The organism is Pseudarthrobacter sp. SSS035 (genome assembly GCF_023273875.1).
GTDB lineage: Bacteria > Actinomycetota > Actinomycetes > Actinomycetales > Micrococcaceae > Arthrobacter.
The window spans coordinates 1254743-1275286 of the sequence record NZ_CP096882.1; the positions used below are offsets into that span (position 1 = coordinate 1254743).

At 65.8% G+C, this 20544-nt stretch carries 19 protein-coding genes, 1 tRNA gene and 1 pseudogene; 13 read left to right on the forward strand and 8 right to left on the reverse strand.

Annotated features, from left to right (window positions below; translation table 11 throughout):
* Positions 1-145: 145 nt before the first annotated feature.
* Positions 146-1108, forward strand: a complete 963-nt coding sequence (locus MUN23_RS05645) for a D-2-hydroxyacid dehydrogenase family protein (RefSeq protein WP_248764001.1) — start codon at positions 146-148, stop codon at positions 1106-1108.
* Positions 1109-1122: 14 nt separating this feature from the next.
* On the opposite strand, the gene MUN23_RS05650 is transcribed toward MUN23_RS05645, so the two are convergent.
* The gene (locus tag MUN23_RS05650) at positions 1123-2334 is read right to left on the reverse strand and encodes an ROK family transcriptional regulator (protein ID WP_248762922.1); all 1212 of its coding nucleotides are present in this window, start codon (positions 2332-2334) and stop codon (positions 1123-1125) included.
* 174 nt (positions 2335-2508) lie between these two features.
* Here MUN23_RS05650 and MUN23_RS05655 point away from each other — a divergent pair, with 174 nt between their 5' ends.
* From MUN23_RS05655 to MUN23_RS05675, 5 genes and pseudogenes are all read left to right on the forward strand, one after another.
* Complete coding sequence (locus MUN23_RS05655; RefSeq protein ID WP_248762923.1) at positions 2509-3267, forward strand: sugar phosphate isomerase/epimerase; 759 nt, start codon at positions 2509-2511, stop codon at positions 3265-3267.
* Positions 3264-4391: a Gfo/Idh/MocA family protein gene (locus tag MUN23_RS05660; protein WP_248762925.1), complete on the forward strand. Its 1128-nt coding sequence runs from the start codon at positions 3264-3266 to the stop codon at positions 4389-4391. The genes MUN23_RS05655 and MUN23_RS05660 overlap by 4 nt, the downstream gene beginning before the upstream one ends.
* A 5-nt stretch (positions 4392-4396) precedes the next feature.
* Complete coding sequence (locus MUN23_RS05665) at positions 4397-5566, forward strand: Gfo/Idh/MocA family protein (RefSeq protein ID WP_248762927.1); 1170 nt, start codon at positions 4397-4399, stop codon at positions 5564-5566.
* A 1-nt stretch (position 5567) separates the two neighbouring features.
* Positions 5568-6569, forward strand: a complete 1002-nt coding sequence (locus MUN23_RS05670) for a sugar phosphate isomerase/epimerase (RefSeq protein WP_058930149.1) — start codon at positions 5568-5570, stop codon at positions 6567-6569.
* A gap of 22 nt (positions 6570-6591) precedes the next feature.
* Positions 6592-7118 (forward strand): annotated as a pseudogene (locus tag MUN23_RS05675) (GNAT family N-acetyltransferase).
* Positions 7119-7178: 60 nt separating this feature from the next.
* Here the strand turns inward: MUN23_RS05675 and MUN23_RS05680 are convergent.
* The gene (locus MUN23_RS05680; RefSeq protein WP_248758872.1) at positions 7179-8249 is read right to left on the reverse strand and encodes an IS110 family transposase; all 1071 of its coding nucleotides are present in this window, start codon (positions 8247-8249) and stop codon (positions 7179-7181) included.
* Between the two features lie 414 nt (positions 8250-8663).
* On the opposite strand from MUN23_RS05680, the gene MUN23_RS05685 reads away from it, so the two are divergent.
* The 3 genes from MUN23_RS05685 to MUN23_RS05695 all read left to right on the forward strand — a co-directional run bounded on the left by MUN23_RS05685 (position 8664) and on the right by MUN23_RS05695 (position 11349).
* Positions 8664-9371 carry a DsbA family oxidoreductase gene (locus MUN23_RS05685; RefSeq protein ID WP_248762929.1) on the forward strand — a complete coding sequence of 236 codons (708 nt, stop codon included), beginning with the start codon at positions 8664-8666 and terminating at the stop codon, positions 9369-9371.
* Between the two features lie 60 nt (positions 9372-9431).
* Positions 9432-10073 carry a TetR/AcrR family transcriptional regulator gene (locus MUN23_RS05690; RefSeq protein WP_248762930.1) on the forward strand — a complete coding sequence of 214 codons (642 nt, stop codon included), beginning with the start codon at positions 9432-9434 and terminating at the stop codon, positions 10071-10073.
* Between the two features lie 88 nt (positions 10074-10161).
* On the forward strand, positions 10162-11349 hold the full coding sequence (locus MUN23_RS05695) for an IS30 family transposase (RefSeq protein ID WP_371875902.1): 1188 nt from the start codon (positions 10162-10164) through the stop codon (positions 11347-11349).
* Between the two features lie 68 nt (positions 11350-11417).
* Here MUN23_RS05695 and MUN23_RS05700 read toward each other — a convergent pair whose 3' ends face one another.
* On the reverse strand, positions 11418-12083 hold the full coding sequence (locus tag MUN23_RS05700) for a LytR C-terminal domain-containing protein (protein WP_248762932.1): 666 nt from the start codon (positions 12081-12083) through the stop codon (positions 11418-11420).
* The gene (locus MUN23_RS05705) at positions 12076-12375 is read right to left on the reverse strand and encodes a type II toxin-antitoxin system VapB family antitoxin (RefSeq protein ID WP_058930154.1); all 300 of its coding nucleotides are present in this window, start codon (positions 12373-12375) and stop codon (positions 12076-12078) included. The genes MUN23_RS05700 and MUN23_RS05705 overlap by 8 nt, the downstream gene beginning before the upstream one ends.
* Positions 12376-12524: 149 nt before the next feature.
* On the opposite strand from MUN23_RS05705, the gene MUN23_RS05710 reads away from it, so the two are divergent.
* Both MUN23_RS05710 and MUN23_RS05715 read left to right on the forward strand, forming a co-directional pair.
* Positions 12525-13454 (forward strand): hypothetical protein, encoded by a 930-nt coding sequence (locus MUN23_RS05710; protein WP_248762934.1) that lies wholly within the window; start codon positions 12525-12527, stop codon positions 13452-13454.
* Between the two features lie 283 nt (positions 13455-13737).
* The gene (locus MUN23_RS05715) at positions 13738-15153 is read left to right on the forward strand and encodes a stealth family protein (protein ID WP_371876030.1); all 1416 of its coding nucleotides are present in this window, start codon (positions 13738-13740) and stop codon (positions 15151-15153) included.
* Between the two features lie 64 nt (positions 15154-15217).
* Here the strand turns inward: MUN23_RS05715 and MUN23_RS05720 are convergent, their stop codons facing one another.
* From MUN23_RS05720 to MUN23_RS05730, 3 genes are all read right to left on the reverse strand, one after another.
* Positions 15218-16150: a phosphodiesterase gene (locus MUN23_RS05720; protein WP_248762935.1), complete on the reverse strand. Its 933-nt coding sequence runs from the start codon at positions 16148-16150 to the stop codon at positions 15218-15220.
* Between the two features lie 122 nt (positions 16151-16272).
* On the reverse strand, positions 16273-16800 hold the full coding sequence (locus tag MUN23_RS05725) for a glutathione peroxidase (protein ID WP_305886581.1): 528 nt from the start codon (positions 16798-16800) through the stop codon (positions 16273-16275).
* Positions 16801-16881: 81 nt separating this feature from the next.
* Positions 16882-18267: a M23 family metallopeptidase gene (locus tag MUN23_RS05730; RefSeq protein WP_248762937.1), complete on the reverse strand. Its 1386-nt coding sequence runs from the start codon at positions 18265-18267 to the stop codon at positions 16882-16884.
* A 165-nt stretch (positions 18268-18432) separates the two neighbouring features.
* Here MUN23_RS05730 and MUN23_RS05735 point away from each other — a divergent pair, with 165 nt between their 5' ends.
* A complete protein-coding gene (locus MUN23_RS05735) occupies positions 18433-19350 on the forward strand; it encodes an oxygenase MpaB family protein (RefSeq protein WP_248762939.1) in 918 nt (305 codons plus the stop codon).
* A gap of 90 nt (positions 19351-19440) precedes the next feature.
* Here MUN23_RS05735 and MUN23_RS05740 read toward each other — a convergent pair.
* Positions 19441-19528, reverse strand: a tRNA-Ser gene (locus MUN23_RS05740).
* Between the two features lie 311 nt (positions 19529-19839).
* Between MUN23_RS05740 and MUN23_RS05745 the strand changes: the two genes are divergently transcribed.
* Positions 19840-20166, forward strand: a complete 327-nt coding sequence (locus tag MUN23_RS05745; RefSeq protein ID WP_248762941.1) for a hypothetical protein — start codon at positions 19840-19842, stop codon at positions 20164-20166.
* Positions 20167-20544: the final 378 nt, after the last annotated feature.

Consider the following 20544-nt stretch of genomic DNA (forward strand, 5'->3'; position numbering starts at 1 on the left):
GATTTCATCACTTCCATTGCTATCACGGCGTATTGCCCCGGACGCCACAGGCCACGTCATGGCGCCCTGGCATACGATGAAGCTCACACCGGCGGGCACCAACGTGCGGGTACAAAAGCCGCTCACCTCGGACGAAGGAACAGACATGCAGCAACGGCTTGCCATCCTCGACGACTACCAGGACGTGGCGCACGGTTTCGCCGACTGGGCCGCCCTGGAACAGGTCGGCGTTACAACGTCCGTCTTCCGCGAGCCCTTCCAGTCCGAGGACGCACTGGCCGCGGCGCTTGCCGGCTACCAGATCGTCATAGCGATGCGTGAGCGGACCCCGTTCCCCCGCACCGTGCTGGAACGTCTCCCGGGGCTGAAGCTGCTGGTGACCACGGGCATGGCCAATGCCTCCATCGACGTGGCCGCAGCAACGGAACTCGGCATCACCGTGTGCGGCACGCCCGGGTCCCCCACGGCCGCGCCCGAGCTGACCTGGGCTTTGCTGCTCGCGATCGCCCGCAACCTCCCGGCCGAGGAGAACTCGCTGCGCGCGGGCACATGGCAGTCCTCGGTGGGGATGGAGCTTTCCGGCAAGACTCTGGGCGTCGTGGGTCTGGGCAAGATCGGGCGGCGGATCGCGGCCTACGGGCGGGCTTTCGGCATGGAAGTGCTCGCCTGGAGCCAGAATCTCACCGATGAGGCCGCCGCCGAGGCAGGCGTTCAGAAGGTCAGCAAGGAGGACCTTTTCGAGAATTCCGACGTCGTGTCCCTCCACCTGCGGCTGTCTCCCCGTTCCGAGGACATCGTGGGTGAGCAGGAACTGCGGCTCCTGGGGCCGGAAGGCATCCTGGTGAACACGTCCCGGGGTCCGCTGGTGAACCAGGATTCCCTGGTACGGGCTTTGAACGAGGGCTGGATCCGCGGCGCGGCCCTGGACGTTTTTGACCAGGAACCACTTCCCGCGGGCCACCCGCTGCTCAGCGCCCCCAACACTGTCCTGTCCCCGCACCTCGGCTACGTGACGGCCGAGAGCTACCGGCAGTTCTACGGTGGCGCGTTCGAGGACGTCAAGGCCTGGCTGGAGGGAACGCCGGTCCGCGTGATCACGGCAGAGTGATCGCGGCCGAGCGGCTAACCGGCCGCCTGGAGCGTCGCCTCAATGGCTGCAGGCGACAACACATACTGCGTGACCATCTGGCTGGCTCCCAGAATCGCCGCCTGGTCCCCGGCCACGGAAAGGGCGATCCGCAGGTGGCTGGTTGCCAGCGGCAAGGACCGCCGGTAGACCACTTCGCGGACGCCGGCCATCAGGTGCTCCCCGGCCTGGCCCAGGCTCCCGCCGATGACAATGACGGACGGGTTCAGCAGGTTGACCACAGTGGCCAGCACATCGCCCACATCCCGGCCGGCCTGGCGCAGGGCGTGTATAGCCTGCGGGTTGCCCTCGCCGACCAGCCGCAGCACATCACTGCCCTTGCGCGCAGGAACACCTTGCCGCTCCAGTTCTGCGGCCAGGGCCGGTCCGGACGCGAGGGCCTCCAGGCAGCCATGGTTTCCGCAGCGACACAGCACGTTATCGCCGCGCGGCACGCGGACGTGGCCCAGATCGCCAGCCGTTCCGTTGGCTCCGCGCTGCAGTTCACCGTTGCTGATGATCCCGGATCCGATGCCGGTGGCAACCTTGATGAACAGGAAATTCCCGTGGTCCGCCCAGTGCGCCGACCGCTCCCCCAGCGCCATAATGTTCACGTCGTTGTCCACCAGCACGGGTACCGGCAGCGAGCGCTGGACGTAAGGGACGACGTCGAACCCGTCCCACCCCGGCATGATGGGCGGCTTGACGGGCTTTCCGGTGGCGTGCTCCACGGGCCCCGGCAGGCCGATCCCGATGCCGGCAAGATCGCGCGGATCTCGCCCGGCCTGCTCAAGCAACGCCCGTCCCTCCTTGATCACCCGGCCGAGCACCGCCTCCGGGCCGGCGGCCACATCCTGGGCCAGCCGCCGCTCCGCCAGGACCCGGCCGCTGAGATCGGTGACGGCAACAATCACGTGGGTGGCGCCGACGTCGACGGCCAGAACGGCGCGTGCCGCCGGGTTGAAGGCAAAGCGCGACGGCGGCCTGCCGCCGCTGGAGTTCGCTTCACCTGCTGCGCCCACCAGGCCGGAGGCGATCAGGGCGTCGATGCGCGCGGCGACAGTTGAACGTGCCAGTCCGGTGGTCAGGGCCAGCTCTGCCCGTGTCCGCGCCTGGCCGTCCCGGAGGAGCTGGAAGAGATCGCCGGCGCGCGCCAGGCTCACGCCGTGGTCTGGGGCGGTGTGCTCGGTTCCGGGGCTGAGGCTCATGGATTATGAATAACACATGTAACTTCTGCCTGTCACGCGGAACAAAGAATATCGGCTTCCGCGCAACTTTTGCTTGACGATCGGCAAAAGTCATTCTAGCTTTAGTGGCAGTGGCATCGCCCTCAGCACCGCAGCACCCAATCAACGTGGATTCGTCTGCAATCAGGAGAACCAATGAACTACTCGATCCAGCTCTACACACTCCGGGACCAGATCCAGGCGGACCTTCCCGGCACCATCCGCAAGGTCGCGGAGATCGGCTTCACGAAGGTCGAGCCGTACAACTTCGTAGCCACGGCCAAGGAGCTCGGGGCTGCACTGCGGGAGAACGGCCTGACGGCTCCGTCCGGGCACGCACCGCTGCTGAGCCAGGATCAGGACGAAATTTTCGCTGCGGCCAAAGAGCTGGGCATCACCACCGTCATCGACCCCTTCATCCCGGCCGAACGCTGGCAGTCCGCCGAAGACATCCAGGCCACCGCCGCCGGCCTCAACGATGCAGCCAGGAAGGGCGCCGGATACGGCATCCGGGTGGGCTACCACAACCATGCTTGGGAGCTGGAGTCCACCATCGAGGGCCCCACCGCCCTGGAGTATTTCGCTGACCTCCTTGATCCCGAAGTTGTCCTCGAAGTGGACACGTACTGGGTTGCCGTGGGCGGCCAGGACCCGGTGGCTGTGCTGGAGCGCCTCGGCGACCGCGTCAAGTTCATCCACATCAAGGACGGACCGCTGAACACCGATACCAAGGCGCAGCTCCCCGCAGGCCAAGGCAAGGTCGCCGTACTGGACGTCATCGCCGCCGCCAGGTCCCTCGAGGTGGGCGTGGTGGAATTCGATGACTACGCCGGAGACATCTTCGTAGGCATCGCCGAGAGCCTCGCCTATCTCACCGCCGCCCAGGGCACCGGCACGGCCGGAGCACGCGCATGAGCCACGCAGCATCGACCCGCCGCGGTCCGGTGGGAGTCGCCGTCATCGGCGCCGGCAACATTTCCAAGGAATACCTGGACAACCTCACAGGCTTCCCGGACCTGAAAGTCCTCGTAGTCGCCGACCTCTTTGAAGAGGCCGCCGAGGCCCGGGCCAAGGAATACGGCATCGCGGAGTGGGGCGGCGTGGACGCGGCACTGAACCATCCCGACGTCGAAATCATCGTGAACCTGACCATCCCCGCGGCGCACGTTGAGGTGGCCACCGCCGCCGTCAATGCCGGCAAGCATGTCTGGACCGAGAAGCCCTTCTCCCTGGACCGCGCCTCCGGGCTCGGCCTGCTCAAAACCGCCGACGCCGCCGGCATCCGCCTCGGCTGCGCCCCCGACACCTTCCTCGGCGCCGGCCTGCAGACCGCACGCCGGCTGATCGAACGCGGCGACATCGGCACCCCGCTGACGGCAATGACCACGTTCCAGACCCCCGGCCCGGAATCCTGGCACCCCAACCCGGCGTTCCTGTTCCAGGCCGGGGCCGGGCCGCTCTTCGACATGGGCCCGTATTACCTCACCCTGTTGGTCCAGACGTTCGGCTCCGTCCGCAAGGTCGCCGCCGTCGGATCCAGGTCCAGGGACCTCCGCGTCATCGGCTCCGGGCCCAAGGCCGGCGAGGAGTTCACCGTGGAGGTGCCCACGCATGTGAGCGCCATGGCCCAGTTCGAAAGCGGAGCATCCTCGCACAGCGTCTTCTCCTTTGAGTCCCCGCGCGTTCACATGGGATTCGTTGAAATCACCGGCACCGAGGCCACGCTGTCCCTGCCGGACCCCAATAATTTCGACGGCGACATCCGGCTCTGGCGCGCCGGGGACGAGGACTGGACCACGGTCCCGGCAACCGGCCCCGCCAGCGGCCGCGGCCGCGGCATGGGCGTCCTGGACATGGCCAGGTCCATCCGTGCAGGCGTCCCCCACCGCGCCACCGGCAACCTGGCCTACCACGTCCTGGACACCATGGTCTCGATTACCGAGTCCATGGAAACCGGCACGTTTGTTGACGTTGAAAGCTCCGCTCCCGCGTCCCCTGCCCTCCCCGAGGACTGGGCCCCGGAAACCGCAACGCTCTAGGAACGATGATGACCTCACCTGCGAAGCGCCCGCTCGGCGTCGCGATGATCGGCTACGCGTTTATGGGCAAAGCCCACTCCAACGCCTGGCGCAACGTGGCCAGCTTCTTCGACGTCCCGGCCTTCGACCAGAAAGTCCTCGTGGGCCGGGACGCCGCCGGAGTGGAGGAAGCCGCCGCCAAGTACGGCTGGGCCGAGACCGCGACGGACTGGCGGGCCGTCCTGGACCGCGATGACATCGACATCGTGGACATCTGCGCGCCGGGCTGGATGCACGCCGAGATCGCCATCGCGGCGCTCGAGGCAGGCAAGCATGTCCTGGTGGAAAAGCCCCTCGCCAACACCCTTGCCGAAGCCGAGACCATGGCAGCGGCCGCCCGGGCAGCCCGGGTCCAGGGCGTGCAGTCGATGATCGGCTTCAACTACCGGCGGGTGCCCGCGTTGGCCCTGGCGAAGGAGCTCATCGCCGAGGGCCGGGTGGGCACTGTCCGGCAGGTCCGGGCCGCCTATTTGCAGGACTGGCTGGCGGACGAAACGGCGCCCATGAGCTGGCGGCTGAACAAGGAAACCGCCGGTTCCGGGGCACTCGGGGATATCGCCTCCCACGCCATCGACCAGGTCCTGTTCCTGCTCGGGGACCGGGTCACCGAGGTTTCCGGCCGCCTGCACACCTTCGTGGATCGCCGCCCCGGCGTGGACGGCTTGGAGGACGTAACGGTCGACGACGCCGCCTGGGCCACGCTGTCCCTCGCCTCCGGCGCGATCGCCTCAGTGGAGGTCTCCCGGGTGGCCACCGGCCAGAAGAACTCCCTGAAGCTGGAGGTCTATGGCGACAAGGGCGCCATCAGCTTCGATCTGGAAAACCTCAACGAACTCCGGTTCCTGGACGCCACCGTGCCCGTCCGCGAGCAGGGCTTCCGGCGGATCCTGGTGAACGAACCCGAGCACCCGTACCTCGGAGCGTGGTGGCCGCAAGGCCACATCATCGGCTGGGAGCACACGTTCACCCACGAAATCTGCGACTTCCTGCTTGCCATCCAAGACGGAACACCGCCGTCGCCGTCGTTCGAGGACGGCCTTGAGGTGCAGCGGATCCTGAACGCCATCGAAGAGTCCGCCGCAGCGAAAAGCTCCACTATCCCGCTGGCCCGCACCACCGCTTCCGAAGGAGCCTGACATGCCCCGCCCCTATACCCTGTTCACCGGCCAGTGGGCCGACCTCCCGTTCGAGGAAGTCGCACGCCTGGCCTCCGGCTGGGGTTACGACGGCCTGGAAATCGCCGTCTCCGGCGACCATCTGGACGCCTGGCGCTGGGACGAACCCGGGTACGTCGAGTCCAAACTCGCCGTGCTGGAGAAGTACAACCTGAAGGTCTGGGCCATCTCCAACCACCTGAAGGGCCAGGCCGTGTGCGATGACCCCATCGACTTCCGCCACGAAGCGATCGTGGGCGCGAAGGTCTGGGGCGACGGGGATCCCGAGGGCGTCCGCCAACGCGCCGCCGAGGAAATGAAGCACACCGCCCGCCTGGCCAAGGCACTCGGCGTGGACACCGTCGTCGGCTTCACCGGCTCTTCCATCTGGCAGTACGTGGCCATGTTCCCGCCCGTCCCCGCCGCCGTGATCGAGGCCGGCTACCAGGACTTCGCGGACCGCTGGAACCCCATCCTGGACGTCTTCGACGAATGCGGTGTCCGGTTCGCCCACGAGGTCCACCCCTCCGAGATCGCCTACGACTACTGGACCACCGTCCGCACCCTCGAAGCGATCGGCCACCGGAAGGCGTTCGGCCTGAACTGGGACCCGTCCCACTTCATGTGGCAGGGCATCGACCCCGTCTCGTTCATCTGGGACTTCAAGGACCGGATCTATCACGTGGACTGCAAGGACACGAAGCTCCGCCCCACCGGCCGGAATACTGTCATGGGCTCCCACCTGCCCTGGGGCGACCCCCGGCGTGGGTGGGACTTCGTCTCCGCCGGCCGCGGCGACGTCCCCTGGGAATCCTCTTTCCGCGCCCTCACCGCGATCGGCTACACCGGGCCCATCTCGGTCGAATGGGAAGACGCCGGCATGGACCGGCTCCACGGCGCGCCCGAAGCCCTGGCAGCGCTGAAGAAGTTCGACTTCCCCGCCTCCCAGACCAGCTTCGACGCCGCCTTCAGCACGAAGCCCTAGGAAGCGCACGTAGAATCCCTGCATGACCCACACGACTCGAAAGGCAACAACGGACGACGCCGGCCCGCTCGCCGACCTGGCGGCCGTCACCTTCCCGCGTGCCCGCCGTCGTCGTCACCGGAGGACATTGCCGCGCACGTGGCCAACACGCTCAGCGAACGGCACTTCCGGGAGTACCTGGCGGATCCCGATGTCACCATCCTGGTCATTGACGCGGACGGGGCGCTCCGCGGCTACAGCCTGCTGGTGAACCGGCCCGCAGAGGATCCGGATGTCGCGGCGGCGCTGAAAGTCCTGCCCTCCATGGAGCTCAGCAAATGCTACGTCCACCCCGAACACCACGGCCTGGGCGCGGCCGGCGAACTGATGCACGCCAGCCTCCAGGCGGCGGCAGAAGCGGGCGCGGCCGGAGTATGGCTGGGGGTCAACAGCCAGAACGCCCGGGCCATCCGGTTCTACGAAAAGTCCGGCTTCCACAAAGTGGGCAGCAAGTCCTTCCGGCTGGGAACCACCGTGGAGCACGACTTCGTCCTCGAACGCGCCGTCTGACACACCCAACGCGACACACCCACCGCCCACACCCAGCGCGAAGGGATCCTTCTATGGTTGTCAAGCGTGGCCGGGGTCTGGGTTTGCGGCGTTGAGTATTCGGTAGATCCGTCGGGCGAGATAGCGTTTCAGGCACCGGCGGATCTCCTTTTTTGTTCGTCCTTCGGCTTGGCGTTTCTGGACGTAGTCGATGGTGGCGGGCTCGAAGGTCATCCGGCTCAGGGCGATGATGTGCAGGGCTTTGTTCAGGGTTCTGTCGCCGCCGCGGTTGAGTCTGTGCCGGACGGTGTTCCCTGACGAGGCGTGGATAGGGCTGGCTCCGGCCAGGGACGCGAAGGCGGCCTCGGAATGGACGCGTCCCCGGTGGGACCAGACGCTCAGGCAGATGGCGGCCGTGACGGGACCGATCCCGGTCTCCTTGAGGAGGGGTGCGGCTTCGCTGATTTCGACCAGTCCGGTGATTTGGTCGTTGTTGGTTTTGATGTCCGCGTCGAGTTCGGTGATGTGTTTGGCCAGCCGGACTGCTTCGGCGCGGGCAACGGACTGAGCCAGCGGTTCTTCCCGGGCCCGCCAGCGGGAGGCTTCGGTGATCTGGGTTCCGGTCAAGGGTTTGCGCGCATCCAGGCCAAGGTCGTTGACCCGGAGCAGGGCGGTCAACGCGTTCACGCCCCGGGTACGGTCGGTGGTCATGGATTCCCGTGCGGTGACCAGGATCCGCAGGGCAGCTCGGACTCCTTCGTTCAGCCGTGGCTGGCGCAGTTGCTGCTCATCCAGGGGCAGGACGGCTGCGGCGATCCGGTGCGCGTCGAGCGGATCTGATTTGCCGACCCCGTGATGGGCTCGGGCATCCATGCGTGCGGCTTCGGCGACCGTGTAGCCGGCGGCGCCGACGGAACCGGCCAGCAGAGCGCCGTAGGAAGCAGCACCCTCGATCACCCACAAGGTCGCCAGATCAGCGCCGGTGCGGCGCGCGACCCAGGCGATTGCGCGGGTAATGCCGGCCCCGGTGGTGGGGAAGTCCCGGGTGGCGGTCAGCTCACCGGTGTTGCCGGTGATGATGGCGTAGACATGGTTCTTGGCGTGCGTATCGACGCCGACGACAAAAGGGCGGGAATGAGCAACGATAGTCATAGCGGTTCTGGCACCTTCCTCTATTCGCGGATATGGTCAGGGCCGCGCACGGCCGGTACCAGTCCGGGTAGAGGTCACTTCGGAACAACACTGTGACGAGCCACGCCCCCAAAGAGGCGGACAACCTTCTGATCAAGTTACCGAGGTGGGCCGGGTGGTACCGGCCGCCACCCCCGCGGATGGACAGATCCATTCAAAGACACCCCTTGCAGGGCCAAACACTTGATGAGTCACATCCACGGGGCTGAACGGCCAATACCCACTCTGCCAGCCAGTCCCAGACCAGCCACTAAAATCCTCACAGACACTTGAGGCCCAGCGGCTGAGGGCCTCAAGTGTCCCTTCGCGCTCAATGGTGACCAATCTGACACCCCGCCGCGGAATGGCCCCGGGGCAGGCGGGGTTGTGGCAAGCATGAAGATTGAGATCTGGTCAGACGTCGCGTGTCCGTGGTGCTACATCGGCAAGCGCCGCTTCGAGGCGGCCCTGGCCGAGTTCCCGCACCGCGATGCTGTGGAGGTGAAGTGGCGCAGCTACCAGCTGGACCCCACCCTTCCCGAGCACTATGACGGCACCGAGCTGGATTACCTGAGCACGCGCAAGGGCATGGCCCCGGCGCAGGTCTCGCAGATGTTTGACCACGTTACCGAGCAGGCCAAGGGCGAGGGCCTGGACTACCGGTTCGACCAGGTGGTGGTGGCCAACAGCTTCACCGCCCACCGCCTGATCCATCTCGCGGCCCAGCACGGACAGCAGGATGCCGCGAAGGAGCGCCTGCTGAGCGACCATTTCGAGCACGGCAAGGACATTGGCAGCGCCGAGTACCTCACCGCCCTGGGCTACGACTTGGGCCTCAACACTGAAGAAGTCGCCGAGCTCTTCACCACGGACAAATACGCCGACGACGTCCGCTTCGATTTCGAGGAAGCCCGCGCCCTGGGAATCACGGGCGTCCCGTTCTTTGTGATTGACCGGAAGTTCGGGCTCTCGGGTGCCCAGCCTGCCGAAACGTTCACGGCGGCGCTCAACCAGGCCTGGCAGGAGACCAACCCCCTGGTTCTGGTCAGCGCCGCGGACGGCAACGACGGCGAGGCTTGCGGCCCCGACGGCTGCGCTGTCTGATTCAGAGGCGCGTCAGTCCGGCGCACGCTTTTTACTGACACATCGCGGTAAAGTGTCTGCATGCCCAGGATTTCGGCGGCCAACAACGCTGCGCAACGCGCCGAGACGCAACGCCGGGTCCTGACAGCGTTTGGGGAGCTCCTGTTCACCCACGGCCTGCCCGGGCTGACCATGACCGACGTCGCCCGGCATGCGGGGGTGGGGCGGACCGCGGTGTACAACTACTACGCCGACATCGAAGAACTGCTGATCTCCTACGCCCTGGATGAGACCGAGCGCTTCCTCGCCGAACTCCGGGACTCACTGAGCGCGCTCGATAACCCCGTCGAACGGCTGGCCCTGTACGTGCGCACCCAGGTGGAGGACCTCAGCCGCCGCCATCTCCCGCCCGGACCGGCGATGGCGGCGGTGCTGTCGCCGTCGTCCTTTGCGAAACTGGCCGACCACGTGGGTGAACTCAGCGTCCTGCTGCAGGGCATCCTCGGGGACGGCATGGCGCAGGGGTACCTGCCGCAAGCGGACATTCGCCAGCAGGCGCAGCTCATCCACGGCACGCTCTCCTCCAGCGCAGCGCGCGGCAGCAACGAGCCCGCCGAACTTGAGGCCCGGATCGCCCGGACCGTGCGGTTCATCCAGCTGGGCGCCGGAGCACGGTTCGACGACGACGGCGCACCCCTGCGCGTCAGCCTCCCCTTGCCGTAACCCCCTGCGTTGCTCTATCACCTGGAGTCGTCATCCCGCTGGCAGAGTCATACGGTCGTAGCAACGCTCTGATTGATGGAGCGTTTTCATGGCCAGATCATTTCCTCCGAATACCCGCACCGAGTTCGTTGACATGGTGTGTGGCGGGATGTCGATTGTCGCTGCCGCGCGGCGTGTCGGAGTCACGCATGGGGCTGGGAGGAACTGGTGGGCCCAGTCTGGCCACATGATGACTGTGAACATGGGCGCTGTTGGGGGTCTTTCGGATCCGGCACCGACGGCGGACGGTCCGGGTGGCCGGGCGTTGAACTTGGCTGATCGGGGGATGATCCAGATGGGTCGGCGGAAGGGACTCAGCTATGCCGACATTGGTGAGGCGATTGGTCGGGACAAGTCGGTGGTCTGGCGGGAGGTGAACCGGAACGCCAGCGCGGACGGGGTGTATTACGCCTCGGTCGCCCATACGAGGGCGCATCAGGCCAGGCGCCGGCCCAAGGCGTTGAAGCTGGTCGAGGACGAGGATCTGTGCCGGCTGATCGGCGTGTGGATGGATGACGGGTGGAGTCCGAAACTGATCTCGGCGATGTTGGCGTTTTACTTCGCCGGTGATCACACTATGCAGGTGAGCCACGAGACGATCTACCAGGCGCTGTATGTTCAATCCCGCGGAAGTCTGCGGGCAGATCTGGCCGAGAAGCTCAGCCTGAAGCGGAAGCAGCGCGTTCCCCACGCCGCGGACCGGCACAAGAACAGCCCTTACAAGGAGGCGTTCAAGATCAGTGCGCGCCCGGCCGAGGTCCAGGACCGGGCAGTGCCGGGGCATTGGGAAGGTGACCTCATCATCGGCTGCGACGGGACCGCGATCGGAACACTCGTGGAACGCTCGACCAGGTTCACGATCCTCCTCCACCTCGCCGGGGACCACACCGCTGAGACTGTCGCCGCCGCGATGATCCGGGAGATGGGCCAGCTCCCGGATCACCTGCGACGGTCGATCACCTGGGACCGCGGCACGGAACTGGCCGAATACGCCCAAATCCAGACCGCACTCGAGACCACGCTCTACTTCTGCGACCCGCACTCACCCTGGCAGCGCGGGACCAACGAGAACACCAACCGGCTCCTGCGGTTCTGGTTCGAGAAAGGCTCTGACCTCTCCGTTCACACCCCGGAGGACCTCCGCCGGGTCGCCGCGAAACTCAACCGCCGGCCCCGGCCCACCCTTAACCTCGAGACCCCAGCCAACCGGCTGAACCAGCTGCTACACGCGGCATAAACCCCCGCGTTGCTCCGACTACTTGACTTTGCCGCTGGTTTAACGACCGGAAGTGATAGAGCAAGGGGTCAGGGGGCGGCCGTCGGAATAACCGGCCACTTGGCATCGTCAGCGATCCGCCGGCTTTCACGTGGGCAGCTGAGCGTCCCTGGCGTCTGGTCCACACGGTCCGCGGCGGCCAGCTCTTTGTAATCGCTGGAAAGAATCACATCAACGCTGGCGTCCGTCCGGCTGTCCTGGAAGTAGTCGGAGCCCGGCAGGTTCCGCTGCACGCTGAAGGCCGCAGACTGCCCGGCCGCCCCGGAAACCACCGCGGCCACGCCGCGGTAGCCGGCCTCCGTGTTGGCCACGGCACCCACCACAAACTTCCGGACCAGCAACTCATCCGCCACGGAGCGGGCCAGACCGGGGCGGGACGTGGAGTTGTAGACGTTGAGGTTGATTTTGTCGTTGGGGGTGTAGTCAAAGGTGGCCCCGGGACAGGTGGTCCGGGGCTCGTCGCTGCCCGCCGTCGTCGGAAGCTTCAGCTGTCCGCTCATGATGGCCAGCGCAACGATGATGGCGCCGGCAATGAGGCCCAGCAGCAATACCAGGACCACTCCATGCACCACGCGGCGGCGCACCCGCACCGGGTTGTCGGGGTCGCCGGCAGCCTCAAACGTGGCCCGCAGTTCGGGGCCGGTGACAATGTGGTGGCCGTGCAGGACGTGGGCGTCCTTGGGTTTCCTAGCCATCTATGACCAGCACGCGGGCGTGGATGGCGGTCCGCTGGTGCAGCGCTGTCCGGACGGCGCGGTGCAGCCCGTCCTCCAGGTACAGGGTTCCCTGGTACTGCACCACGTGGGGGAAGAGGTCTCCGAAAAAGGTGGAGTCTTCGGCCAGGAGCGCTTCGAGGTCGAGCGTCCGTTTGGTGGTCACCAGTTCGTCCAGGCGGACAGGGCGCGGCGGCAGCGACGCCCACTGTTTAGGCGTGTTGAAACCATGGTCGGGATACGGGCGTCCCTCGCCCACAGCTTTGAAGATCACCATGCCACCCTAGGCAGCTTGGGGGCCCAAGAGAAGTGTCCGGCCCGGAGCATCCCAAGGTTGTAGCCAAACAGTGACCATCTGTCACATGCCGTGGACATTGCGCCGCCGGCGCAGGATCAGAGGCCCGTGGCTGACACAATGGAGCCATGACTGCACCCGAATTCCCTGCCAGCACCACGCCCGGCGTCCGCCTGCCGTCCACCCCGCCCCTCGCACTCCTGCTCGACGTTGACGGACCCGTGGCCAGCCCCGTGACCCGTGACGTGAAACCCGGCATCATTGCCGATCTTGTGGCGCTGGCCACCGCCGGAATTCCGGTCATTTTCAATACCGGCCGCTCCGATACCTTCATCCGGGAGCAGGTCATGGAGCCGATGATCGCCGCCGGCATTCCCGCCGGGACAGTCATCCACGCCATTTGCGAGAAGGGCGCCGTGTGGTTCAGCTACACCGCCGCCGGGCCCGGCCCCATCCACGTTGATCACGAACTGGCCGTGCCCAAGGCCTACGGCGATGACGTCCGCCGGCTCGTGGCCGAGGACTACTCCAGGCACATGTTTTTTGACGAGACGAAACGTGCCATGGTGTCCGTTGAGCAGCACATCGAGGTGCCCTCCGCCGACTACCTGGCCGAACAGAAGCTTTTCGACTCCGACGCCATGGACCTCATGACCCGCCACGGCATGGGCGTGGTTCGCCTGGAGCACCACGCACCGAATTCCGACGACGAGGTGGACTACCGCGTCGATCCCACCATTATTTCCACCGATATTGAGTCAGTGCGGCTCGGCAAAGACCTCGGCGCCAGCCGCGCCGTGGAGTTGCTGGCGGCACAGGGCATCACGCCGCTGGCGTGGCGGACGGTAGGTGATTCCCGCACGGACTACGCCATGGCGGACTGGCTCCACCACAATGACCACCCCGTAAAACACGTTGATGTCCGCCCGGCGGACGGCGTTCCGGTCAAGCCCTATGACGTGTTGACCGCCACCGATCTGGGGCTTGGGGAAGATGTCATTCACGACGACGCCGGCGGAGCTTACCTGCGCAGCTGGCGGGAGGCCATGGTCGGCTGAGCCCGTCCCCGGCCGGCAGCCGCCTGTTTGAGGCCTGCCATTTTGGGCGTCGCGCTATTATTCAGATAAGAACGCTTACCATTTACACGCGACGGAGACAACCATTACAGAAGCACCTGTCCAGGACGAGATCTACTACGGCGGCCAGGCGTCCGTAGAACCGCGCACCCACACGGAGGTGACGTCTCCGGCTGCCGAAGCTCGCCTCAAACACCGGCCGGACGTCGTCCGGCACAAGGGCCGGTTTGCCCTGATCAACCACAACAGGACGCCGTACCAGGCCATGGTTGAGGATCTGTTGTTCCTGCGCAATGTGCTCGCGGAGGCAGGGCTGGACTACCTTTTGGTGCGCGGCAACAACGACCGTCCGGTCATCGCCCTGGACTGGAACGACCGCAAGAAGCTGCGGGCGGCCTTGGTGGAGGCCTGCCGCAACGAGCCCGTGTACTCCATGACCGTGGACGCGAAAAAGAAGTCCTCGGTGCTGGTGGCAGACGGGGATCTCTCCCCCAACCGTCAGGCCCGCATCTTCCGCCTCTACCGACCGAGGGTTGAACCCGACGGCGGTTTCGAGTTCGGTTCCTCCGCTGGCGTCCAGATTGAGCTCTGGAGCTTTGAGGGCGACCAGCTGATCCTCCCGATCGAAAACTCCCTGACCCGCCGCACCATGCAGTCCCAGGACGCTGTCCGCGGGACGGTTGAACGGTACGGCCACACCTGGCCCACCATCGAGAACATGTTCGCCGACCATGCCAGCGATATCAGCTTCGACATCGACCTGGTGTTTTCGTGGGTTGACGGCAGCTCTCCCGAATACATCGCGGCCCGCCGTGCCCAGCAGCAGGGTGTGGTTCTCGGCGAAGGCGACGACCACGAAGCCCGCTTCCGGCAGATCAACGAACTCAAATACGCCCTGCGCTCCATCTACATGTTCGCGCCCTGGATCCGCCGCATCTTCATCGCCACAGACTCCCCCGCCCCGGAGTGGCTCGCGGAGCACCCGTCGGTGACCATTGTCCGCAGCGATGAGTTTTTCGCCGATCCCGCAGTGCTGCCCACGCACAACTCGCAGGCGGTCGAATGCCAGCTCCACCACATCGAGGGCCTCTCCGAGCACTTCCTCTACTCGAATGACGACATGTTCTTCGGCCGCTCGGTGGGCCCGGACATGTTCTTCACACCGGGTGGCGTCACGAAGTTCATCGAGGCCGAGACCCGGATCGGGCTGGGCGACAACGATGCCGAGCGCAGTGGCTTCGAGAACGCCGCCCGCGTGAACCGCAAGCTGCTCTGGAACCGGTTCGGTCGGATCACCACGCGGCATCTGGAGCACACCGCGGCCCCGCTGCGGCGCAGCGTTGTGGCCAGGATGGAGCGTGAGTTCCCGGAGGAGTTCCAGAAGACGGCGGCGAGCAGGTTCCGCGCCGCGGACAACATCTCGGTCACCAATTCCTTCTACCACTACTACGCGCTGCTGACAGGCCGTGCGGTCACGCAGACCGCAGCCAAGGTGCGTTACGTGGACACCACCGCCCGCGCCGGGCTGAACTCCCTGCCCAAGCTGCTGGCCAAGCGGAACATGGACTTCTTCTGCCTCAACGACGGCAGTTTCCCCGAAGTCCCCGCGGACGAGCGCGCCGAGATCGTGACCGACTTCCTGGAGAAGTACTACCCCATCAAGGCGCCCTGGGAGCTCTGACGCTCGCAGCCCTGACACTGGTCACGCCCACGTCAGGGCTTCCGACCCTCCGGGCTTTGCGCGGCTAGATAGCGTAGTTCGGAAGGGCTACCTTCCTGACGCCTCCTGTTTTGGCGTTGTCAGGGATGCTGACGCCCGCGGCGGCCAGTCGCTCGGCAGTCATTTCCGAGGTGACATGCTCCCCTACGGTGGCCGCGTTCCCCAGCGGAACCACGGAGTGGACAATGGTGTGCTCGTAGACATGCACCAGGTTGAAGGCCTGCCCGCCGTCCCGGCCGCGGGTACCGCCGACGGCGACGTTGAGGTCCTGGGTGTAGCACGTGGCCGAGGCAACGGAGACAGGAATCCCAGCAAAGGTGGCGGTAGTCGAGTAGTGCAGATGCCCAGCCAGAATAGTCCGGACGTCGGAGTTGCGGACCACGGAGGCCAGGCTTGCCTGGTCCCGCAGCTCCACGAGCACGGCAAGGTCCAGGATCGACGGGACCGGCGGATGGTGGAGCGCCAGGATGGTGCCGTCGGGGGCAGGGGTATCCAGTTGGCGGGTGAGCCACCCCAGTTGGGCCGGGCTTAGCTCGCCGTGGTGGTAACCCGGGACCGACGTGTCCATGGTGATGATGCGTAGGCCGTTGATGAAGTAGCTGCGATCCACCGGTGCGTCACTGGCCGGCTCGTCCAGCAGCCCGGTCCGGAAGTTGGCGCGGTTGTCGTGGTTGCCCATGGCCCAGATGACTTGGGCGCCCATGTCTTCGCAGGCGGGATCAACAATTGCCCGCAGCTTTGCGTAGGCTTGAGGGTCGCCTTGGTCGGCGAGGTCACCCGTGAAGATCACGGCCTCGGGCCGGGCGCCGGAAGCCCTGACCTCGTCGAAAAGCTGAATGAGCTTGGCTTCGCTGTCAACTGCGCCGTAAAGGGGATCCGGACCTCCCAACAGGTGGGGGTCGCTCAGGTGGAGAAGGAAGTGGCGTGGCCGGGGGTGTTCGGCCTCGATGTGCTTCATTGCTGCCTCTGTGGTTGGTGGGAAACGGCGTTTCCCTTCTACCCTTCAGTAACTATTATCCAATCAGACAATTGGCAAACTGTGGGTAAATTGTTGCGGCCAAGTTGGAAAAAACTAAAGAATTAAGCTTGGGAAAGTTCGGTTGTGGCCGCCGGTCCGTCAAATTCTGCCAGTGCCATTTCAATTGCGTCGATGACCTCGGCGGAGTCCGGTTCGACGGTGGGCGCGAAGCGTGCCACCACCTCGCCCTCGCGGTTGACCAGGAACTTCTCGAAGTTCCATTTCACCAGGCCGGGCAGCACACTGGTTTTGAACCTGGTCAGCTCGGCATAGAGCGGATGCTGGTCCTTGCCACGCACGTTGGCCTTGGCCGTCAGCGGGAAAGTGACACCGAAATTCCGCTCGCAGAACTCGGCGATCTCGCTGTCGTTGCCTGGCTCCTGGCCGGCGAACTGGTTGCACGGAACTCCGAGCACATCGAAGCCGCGGTCGCGGAACTTCTCGTATAGCGTCTCCAGGCCCGCGTACTGCGGAGTGAACCCGCACTTTGACGCCACGTTCACCACCAGCACCAACTTGCCCTTGAACCGGCCAAAGTCGGTTTCGGTGCCGTCGTTGAGGGTGAGGGGAATGGTGTACAGGTCTGTCACAGCGCCGTCCTTGAAAGGTTGGTCATGCAGGTGATTCGTTGCCAACCATCAAGGGTACGGGTGCAGTCTGGGAGTTCTCTGTCAGGGTCCCGCCGACTCGGACCATGTTGCGGTGTCGGTAGGCGTGGCGGTGGTTGTAGCTGTCGTAGAAGCCGAAGGCGCGGCTGTTTCGGCTGACGACCCGCTACTCGTTGTTGCTGTGGGCTCCACCGTTGGCGCCGGCGTCGGCGTCAGGCGCGAAGTAGGCCTGAGCCGCCACGACCTGGAGACAGTGGGCGTCGGAGACGACGACGCGCTCGTCGTCGGCGCGGGCGAAGTGCCCGTGGGTGTGGGTGAGGTGCCCGTGGGGGTGGGTGACGTCGTCGTCGGCGTGGCGCTTGACGTTCCCGTCGGCGTCCGCGTTGCCCGGGGCGTGGAAGGCGTTGGGGAGGGCGATGCCGTCGAAGTGGCTGTTTTCGTCGCCGTCCCTGTCGCAGGTCCTGTCGCCGTTTCAGTTGCAGTCGGGTCCGGCGACGCGGATTCAGGCGAGGTAGCGTCCGACGACGGCTCTTCCGTGCGTGCCTCGTCCGGCGGTTCCGACGTTGTCACTGATCCCTCCACCGGCGGCGGTTCGGACAGTTCCTCTTCGCCGCCCAGGACCGTGTGGCTGTTGTCTTCGGCGACCGGGATGGCCCAGCGTTGCGCGCCGATGTCCACGGGTTTGGCCTCATAGTTGACCATGGCTATGTCCTCGAGCTCGTCCAACTGACGAATGCGCAGAAGTGTCCAGTTCAGCGGGCTGGTGTGCTTGCCGTTGAGGATGGTTTCGAAATGCAGATGGCAGCCGGTGGACCATCCCGTGGTGCCCACACGGGCAATGACCTGGCCCACCTGCACAGCGTCCCCCGTCCGGACCGCCACCGCCTCCAAGTGGTTGTACGTGGTGATCAGCCCGTTGCCGTGGTCTAGTTCCACGCGGTTGCCGCCGCCCCAGGGGTGCCACCCGGCGGCCCGGACCACGCCTGCGTCGGCCGAATAAACCCTGGTGCCGCAGCCGGCAGCGAAGTCCTGGCCCAGGTGGAAATCGCCGCCCGCACCGGTGATCGGACTGACCCTGTACCCGAATGGAGAGCTTGACGTGAGGATCTCCAGGGGCGCCATGAGGGACCCCTCCGGGGGGCGGGTGAGCCCGGTGGCGGCCACGTTGAGCGGAGCGCTCCCGCCCTTGGCGATCGTCCTGACCACTGTGCGGTTAAACGGAACCAAGGCCCGGCTGTCCGTCAGGAAAGCAACGGCCAGCCCAGGCAGGCCAACATGTCCGGCACCCGCCGGCGAAGCTGCCGGGCGGGGTTCAACGGGGGACGATCCAGGGAGGCCGACGGCGAAGAGTGACGCGGCAACAACGGCGCTGGCGGCCAGCACGCGCACAGCCATGGCACAGCCGCCCGCGGGCTCCTTCTCCCGGCCGGATCCCCAATGATTGCCCACTCGTTACTCCCGGGTTGGCCCGCCAGACCCCGGATCCAGACGGACTTACCATCTCATGGGACCACAAAGACCTGGGCCTGTGAACCCCCGCGCCGGTACCGCTGCGGACATTATGTGGATCAGCCCTCAGAACCGTGCCCGCGGCTTCTGGGCGAGAATAGTGGCATGCGAAATTTCCTCAGGGAATGGCAGGGCGAAATCAAACGGGTATTCACCGGCAGCACTGACGGTCAGCCCGCTTGGGTTCCGCGGCTGTCCGAAGGGGACGACGCCGGCTATCACCTTCCCGGCTCGGCCGTCTGGGCGGTGCACGGCTCCATGACCACCATTGTGGCTGGGGTCCGCGCGCTCCTGATTCAGGCCTTGCACCCCGGGGCGCTGGCGGGAATCCACGAGCACTCCGACTTCCGCGCAGATCCGCTCAGCCGGCTGGCCCGGACCATCCGCTGGATCTTCACCGTCACCTATGGCCCACAGGCCGCCGCCGACGAGGCTTCCGCCCGGGTCCGTCGGCTGCATGAGCCTGTACAGGGGACGTACGGTGACGGGCAAGGCGGCGAGCGGAGCTACTCGGCCAACGATCCGGAACTCGCCCGCTGGGTCCACATCGCGTTCGTGGACGCCTTCCTCTCGGCCCACAAAATCTGGGGTGCCGGGATCCCCGGCGGCCCCGACGCCTATGTCCGTGAGTGGGCCCAGGCCGGACGGCTGATGGGCGTGGAGGATCCGCCCCTGAGCGAGGCCGAAATGCGGGAGCAACTGGACCGCTGGTATAACAACGGTGAGCTGGTGGCGGACAGCAGGGTTGCCGAGACCGTTGAGTTCATCCGCAACGCGCCACTGCATCCGCTGCTGCGCCCCGGCTACCGGATGATCTTCGCCGGCGCCGTCTACAGCCTTGAGCCGAAGTACCGCCGCATGCTGGGGCTCCAGGTCCCCCGGCTGGGGCCGTTCCCGCTCCCCGTGAGGCTGGCAACGAAGGTGACTCTCGGCGTCGTACATCTTGCCCTTGGACGTGGGCCTGGACCCAGCGAACAAGCGGCTCGGGAGCGCCTCCGCCGGTTGGGCTACGCGGGCGCGTGACCTGGGCAGCTGTCCTCCAGCCATGGGTCAACGCTTGGCTGGAGGACAGCAAAAACCCGGCCCTGACGAGGTCAGAACCGGGTTTTTGGCTGGCGGAGAATGGGGGATTTGAACCCCCGAGGGCGTTAACCCAACACGCGTTCCAGGCGTGCGCCATAGGCCGCTAGGCGAATTCTCCAGCTGCTTTCGAATCAAAAGCAGATACTAGACTACCTGAACATTCCGGCATCGCCCAATTGGGCCGGCGGACTGTTACCGCACGCGGCAATCCGGGTTCCAGCTGGCCCGTTAACGTAAAAATGGACGCCCCCAATGCGCCCATTCCTCCGATACACCGTTGAGCTGCCGGGTCCGGCCCTCCAGCCAGGCCCCGCAGCTCACAACCTTGAGATTGCCCCAATCGGTGTACATATCCATGATCGGCCCTACCCGCCGGATAAGCAATGAAAATCGCTGCCCATTACCCTGCCGTCTTGGCAGGATGAGGCCATGACACAGCTGCACGCCTTGGTGGTTTACGTTCCGGAGACACACACAGAGCCCCTGCTTGCGGCAATCGGGGATGCCGGCGCGGGCAGGATCGGGAACTATTCGCACTGCACATTCACCTCCCCCGGTACCGGGCGCTTCACTCCGTTGCCTGGTGCCGAGCCGTTCATCGGGGCCGTGGGTGCGGTCGAACGCGTGCCGGAAACCCGGGTGGAGTGCGTTGTCGAGGAAGAGATGCTCGACGCCGTTGTGCTGGCCCTGCGCGCGGCGCACCCTTACGAGGAGCCCGCCTTTATGAGCTGGCCGGTGGATGGCTGGCGACGCTAGCTGGCGTCCGTGCCTTTGCTCCGGCTTTCGCGGCCGTGCCCAGCCATGACAACTTTCATTGCTGACCCAGTGCTGGCCGAGGCGCAATGTCCATTGGGATTGCCGATGAAGCACCGTTGTCCGAACCAGACCGGAGCGGCTCAACAGTCATCGAGCGAAGTCTTCCATGTTCCTGTCTGCGCGCCACGGGCGCTTCACCCCCCTGCCGGACGCCCAGCCGCCTGTCGGCGCAGTGGAAACGGGCGAGCAGGTGTCCGAAGTCCGGGTCAAGTGCGTGGTTGAGGAGGACGTACTCGACCGGCGTTGTGCGGGCCTTTGCGCGCTGCTCACCATTACGAGGAGCCGGCGTTCACGAGCCGGCCTGTGAACGGGTGGCGG

Excerpts from the sequence above, each read along its gene's own strand:
- MUN23_RS05690 (WP_248762930.1), top strand. The coding sequence starts at position 9,432 with ATGCCCAGGATTTCGGCGGCCAACAACGCTGCGCAACGCGCCGAGACG.
- MUN23_RS05710 (WP_248762934.1), top strand. The coding sequence starts at position 12,525 with ATGACTGCACCCGAATTCCCTGCCAGCACCACGCCCGGCGTCCGCCTG.
- MUN23_RS05655 (WP_248762923.1), top strand. The coding sequence starts at position 2,509 with ATGAACTACTCGATCCAGCTCTACACACTCCGGGACCAGATCCAGGCG.
- MUN23_RS05685 (WP_248762929.1), top strand. The coding sequence starts at position 8,664 with ATGAAGATTGAGATCTGGTCAGACGTCGCGTGTCCGTGGTGCTACATC.
- MUN23_RS05645 (WP_248764001.1), top strand. The coding sequence starts at position 146 with ATGCAGCAACGGCTTGCCATCCTCGACGACTACCAGGACGTGGCGCAC.
- MUN23_RS05720 (WP_248762935.1), bottom strand. The coding sequence starts at position 16,150 with ATGAAGCACATCGAGGCCGAACACCCCCGGCCACGCCACTTCCTTCTC.
- MUN23_RS05745 (WP_248762941.1), top strand. The coding sequence starts at position 19,840 with ATGACACAGCTGCACGCCTTGGTGGTTTACGTTCCGGAGACACACACA.
- MUN23_RS05715 (WP_371876030.1), top strand. The coding sequence starts at position 13,738 with ATGGTTGAGGATCTGTTGTTCCTGCGCAATGTGCTCGCGGAGGCAGGG.
- MUN23_RS05700 (WP_248762932.1), bottom strand. The coding sequence starts at position 12,083 with ATGGCTAGGAAACCCAAGGACGCCCACGTCCTGCACGGCCACCACATT.
- MUN23_RS05680 (WP_248758872.1), bottom strand. The coding sequence starts at position 8,249 with ATGACTATCGTTGCTCATTCCCGCCCTTTTGTCGTCGGCGTCGATACG.
- MUN23_RS05660 (WP_248762925.1), top strand. The coding sequence starts at position 3,264 with ATGAGCCACGCAGCATCGACCCGCCGCGGTCCGGTGGGAGTCGCCGTC.
- MUN23_RS05665 (WP_248762927.1), top strand. The coding sequence starts at position 4,397 with ATGATGACCTCACCTGCGAAGCGCCCGCTCGGCGTCGCGATGATCGGC.
- MUN23_RS05670 (WP_058930149.1), top strand. The coding sequence starts at position 5,568 with ATGCCCCGCCCCTATACCCTGTTCACCGGCCAGTGGGCCGACCTCCCG.
- MUN23_RS05735 (WP_248762939.1), top strand. The coding sequence starts at position 18,433 with ATGCGAAATTTCCTCAGGGAATGGCAGGGCGAAATCAAACGGGTATTC.
- MUN23_RS05695 (WP_371875902.1), top strand. The coding sequence starts at position 10,162 with ATGGCCAGATCATTTCCTCCGAATACCCGCACCGAGTTCGTTGACATG.
- MUN23_RS05650 (WP_248762922.1), bottom strand. The coding sequence starts at position 2,334 with ATGAGCCTCAGCCCCGGAACCGAGCACACCGCCCCAGACCACGGCGTG.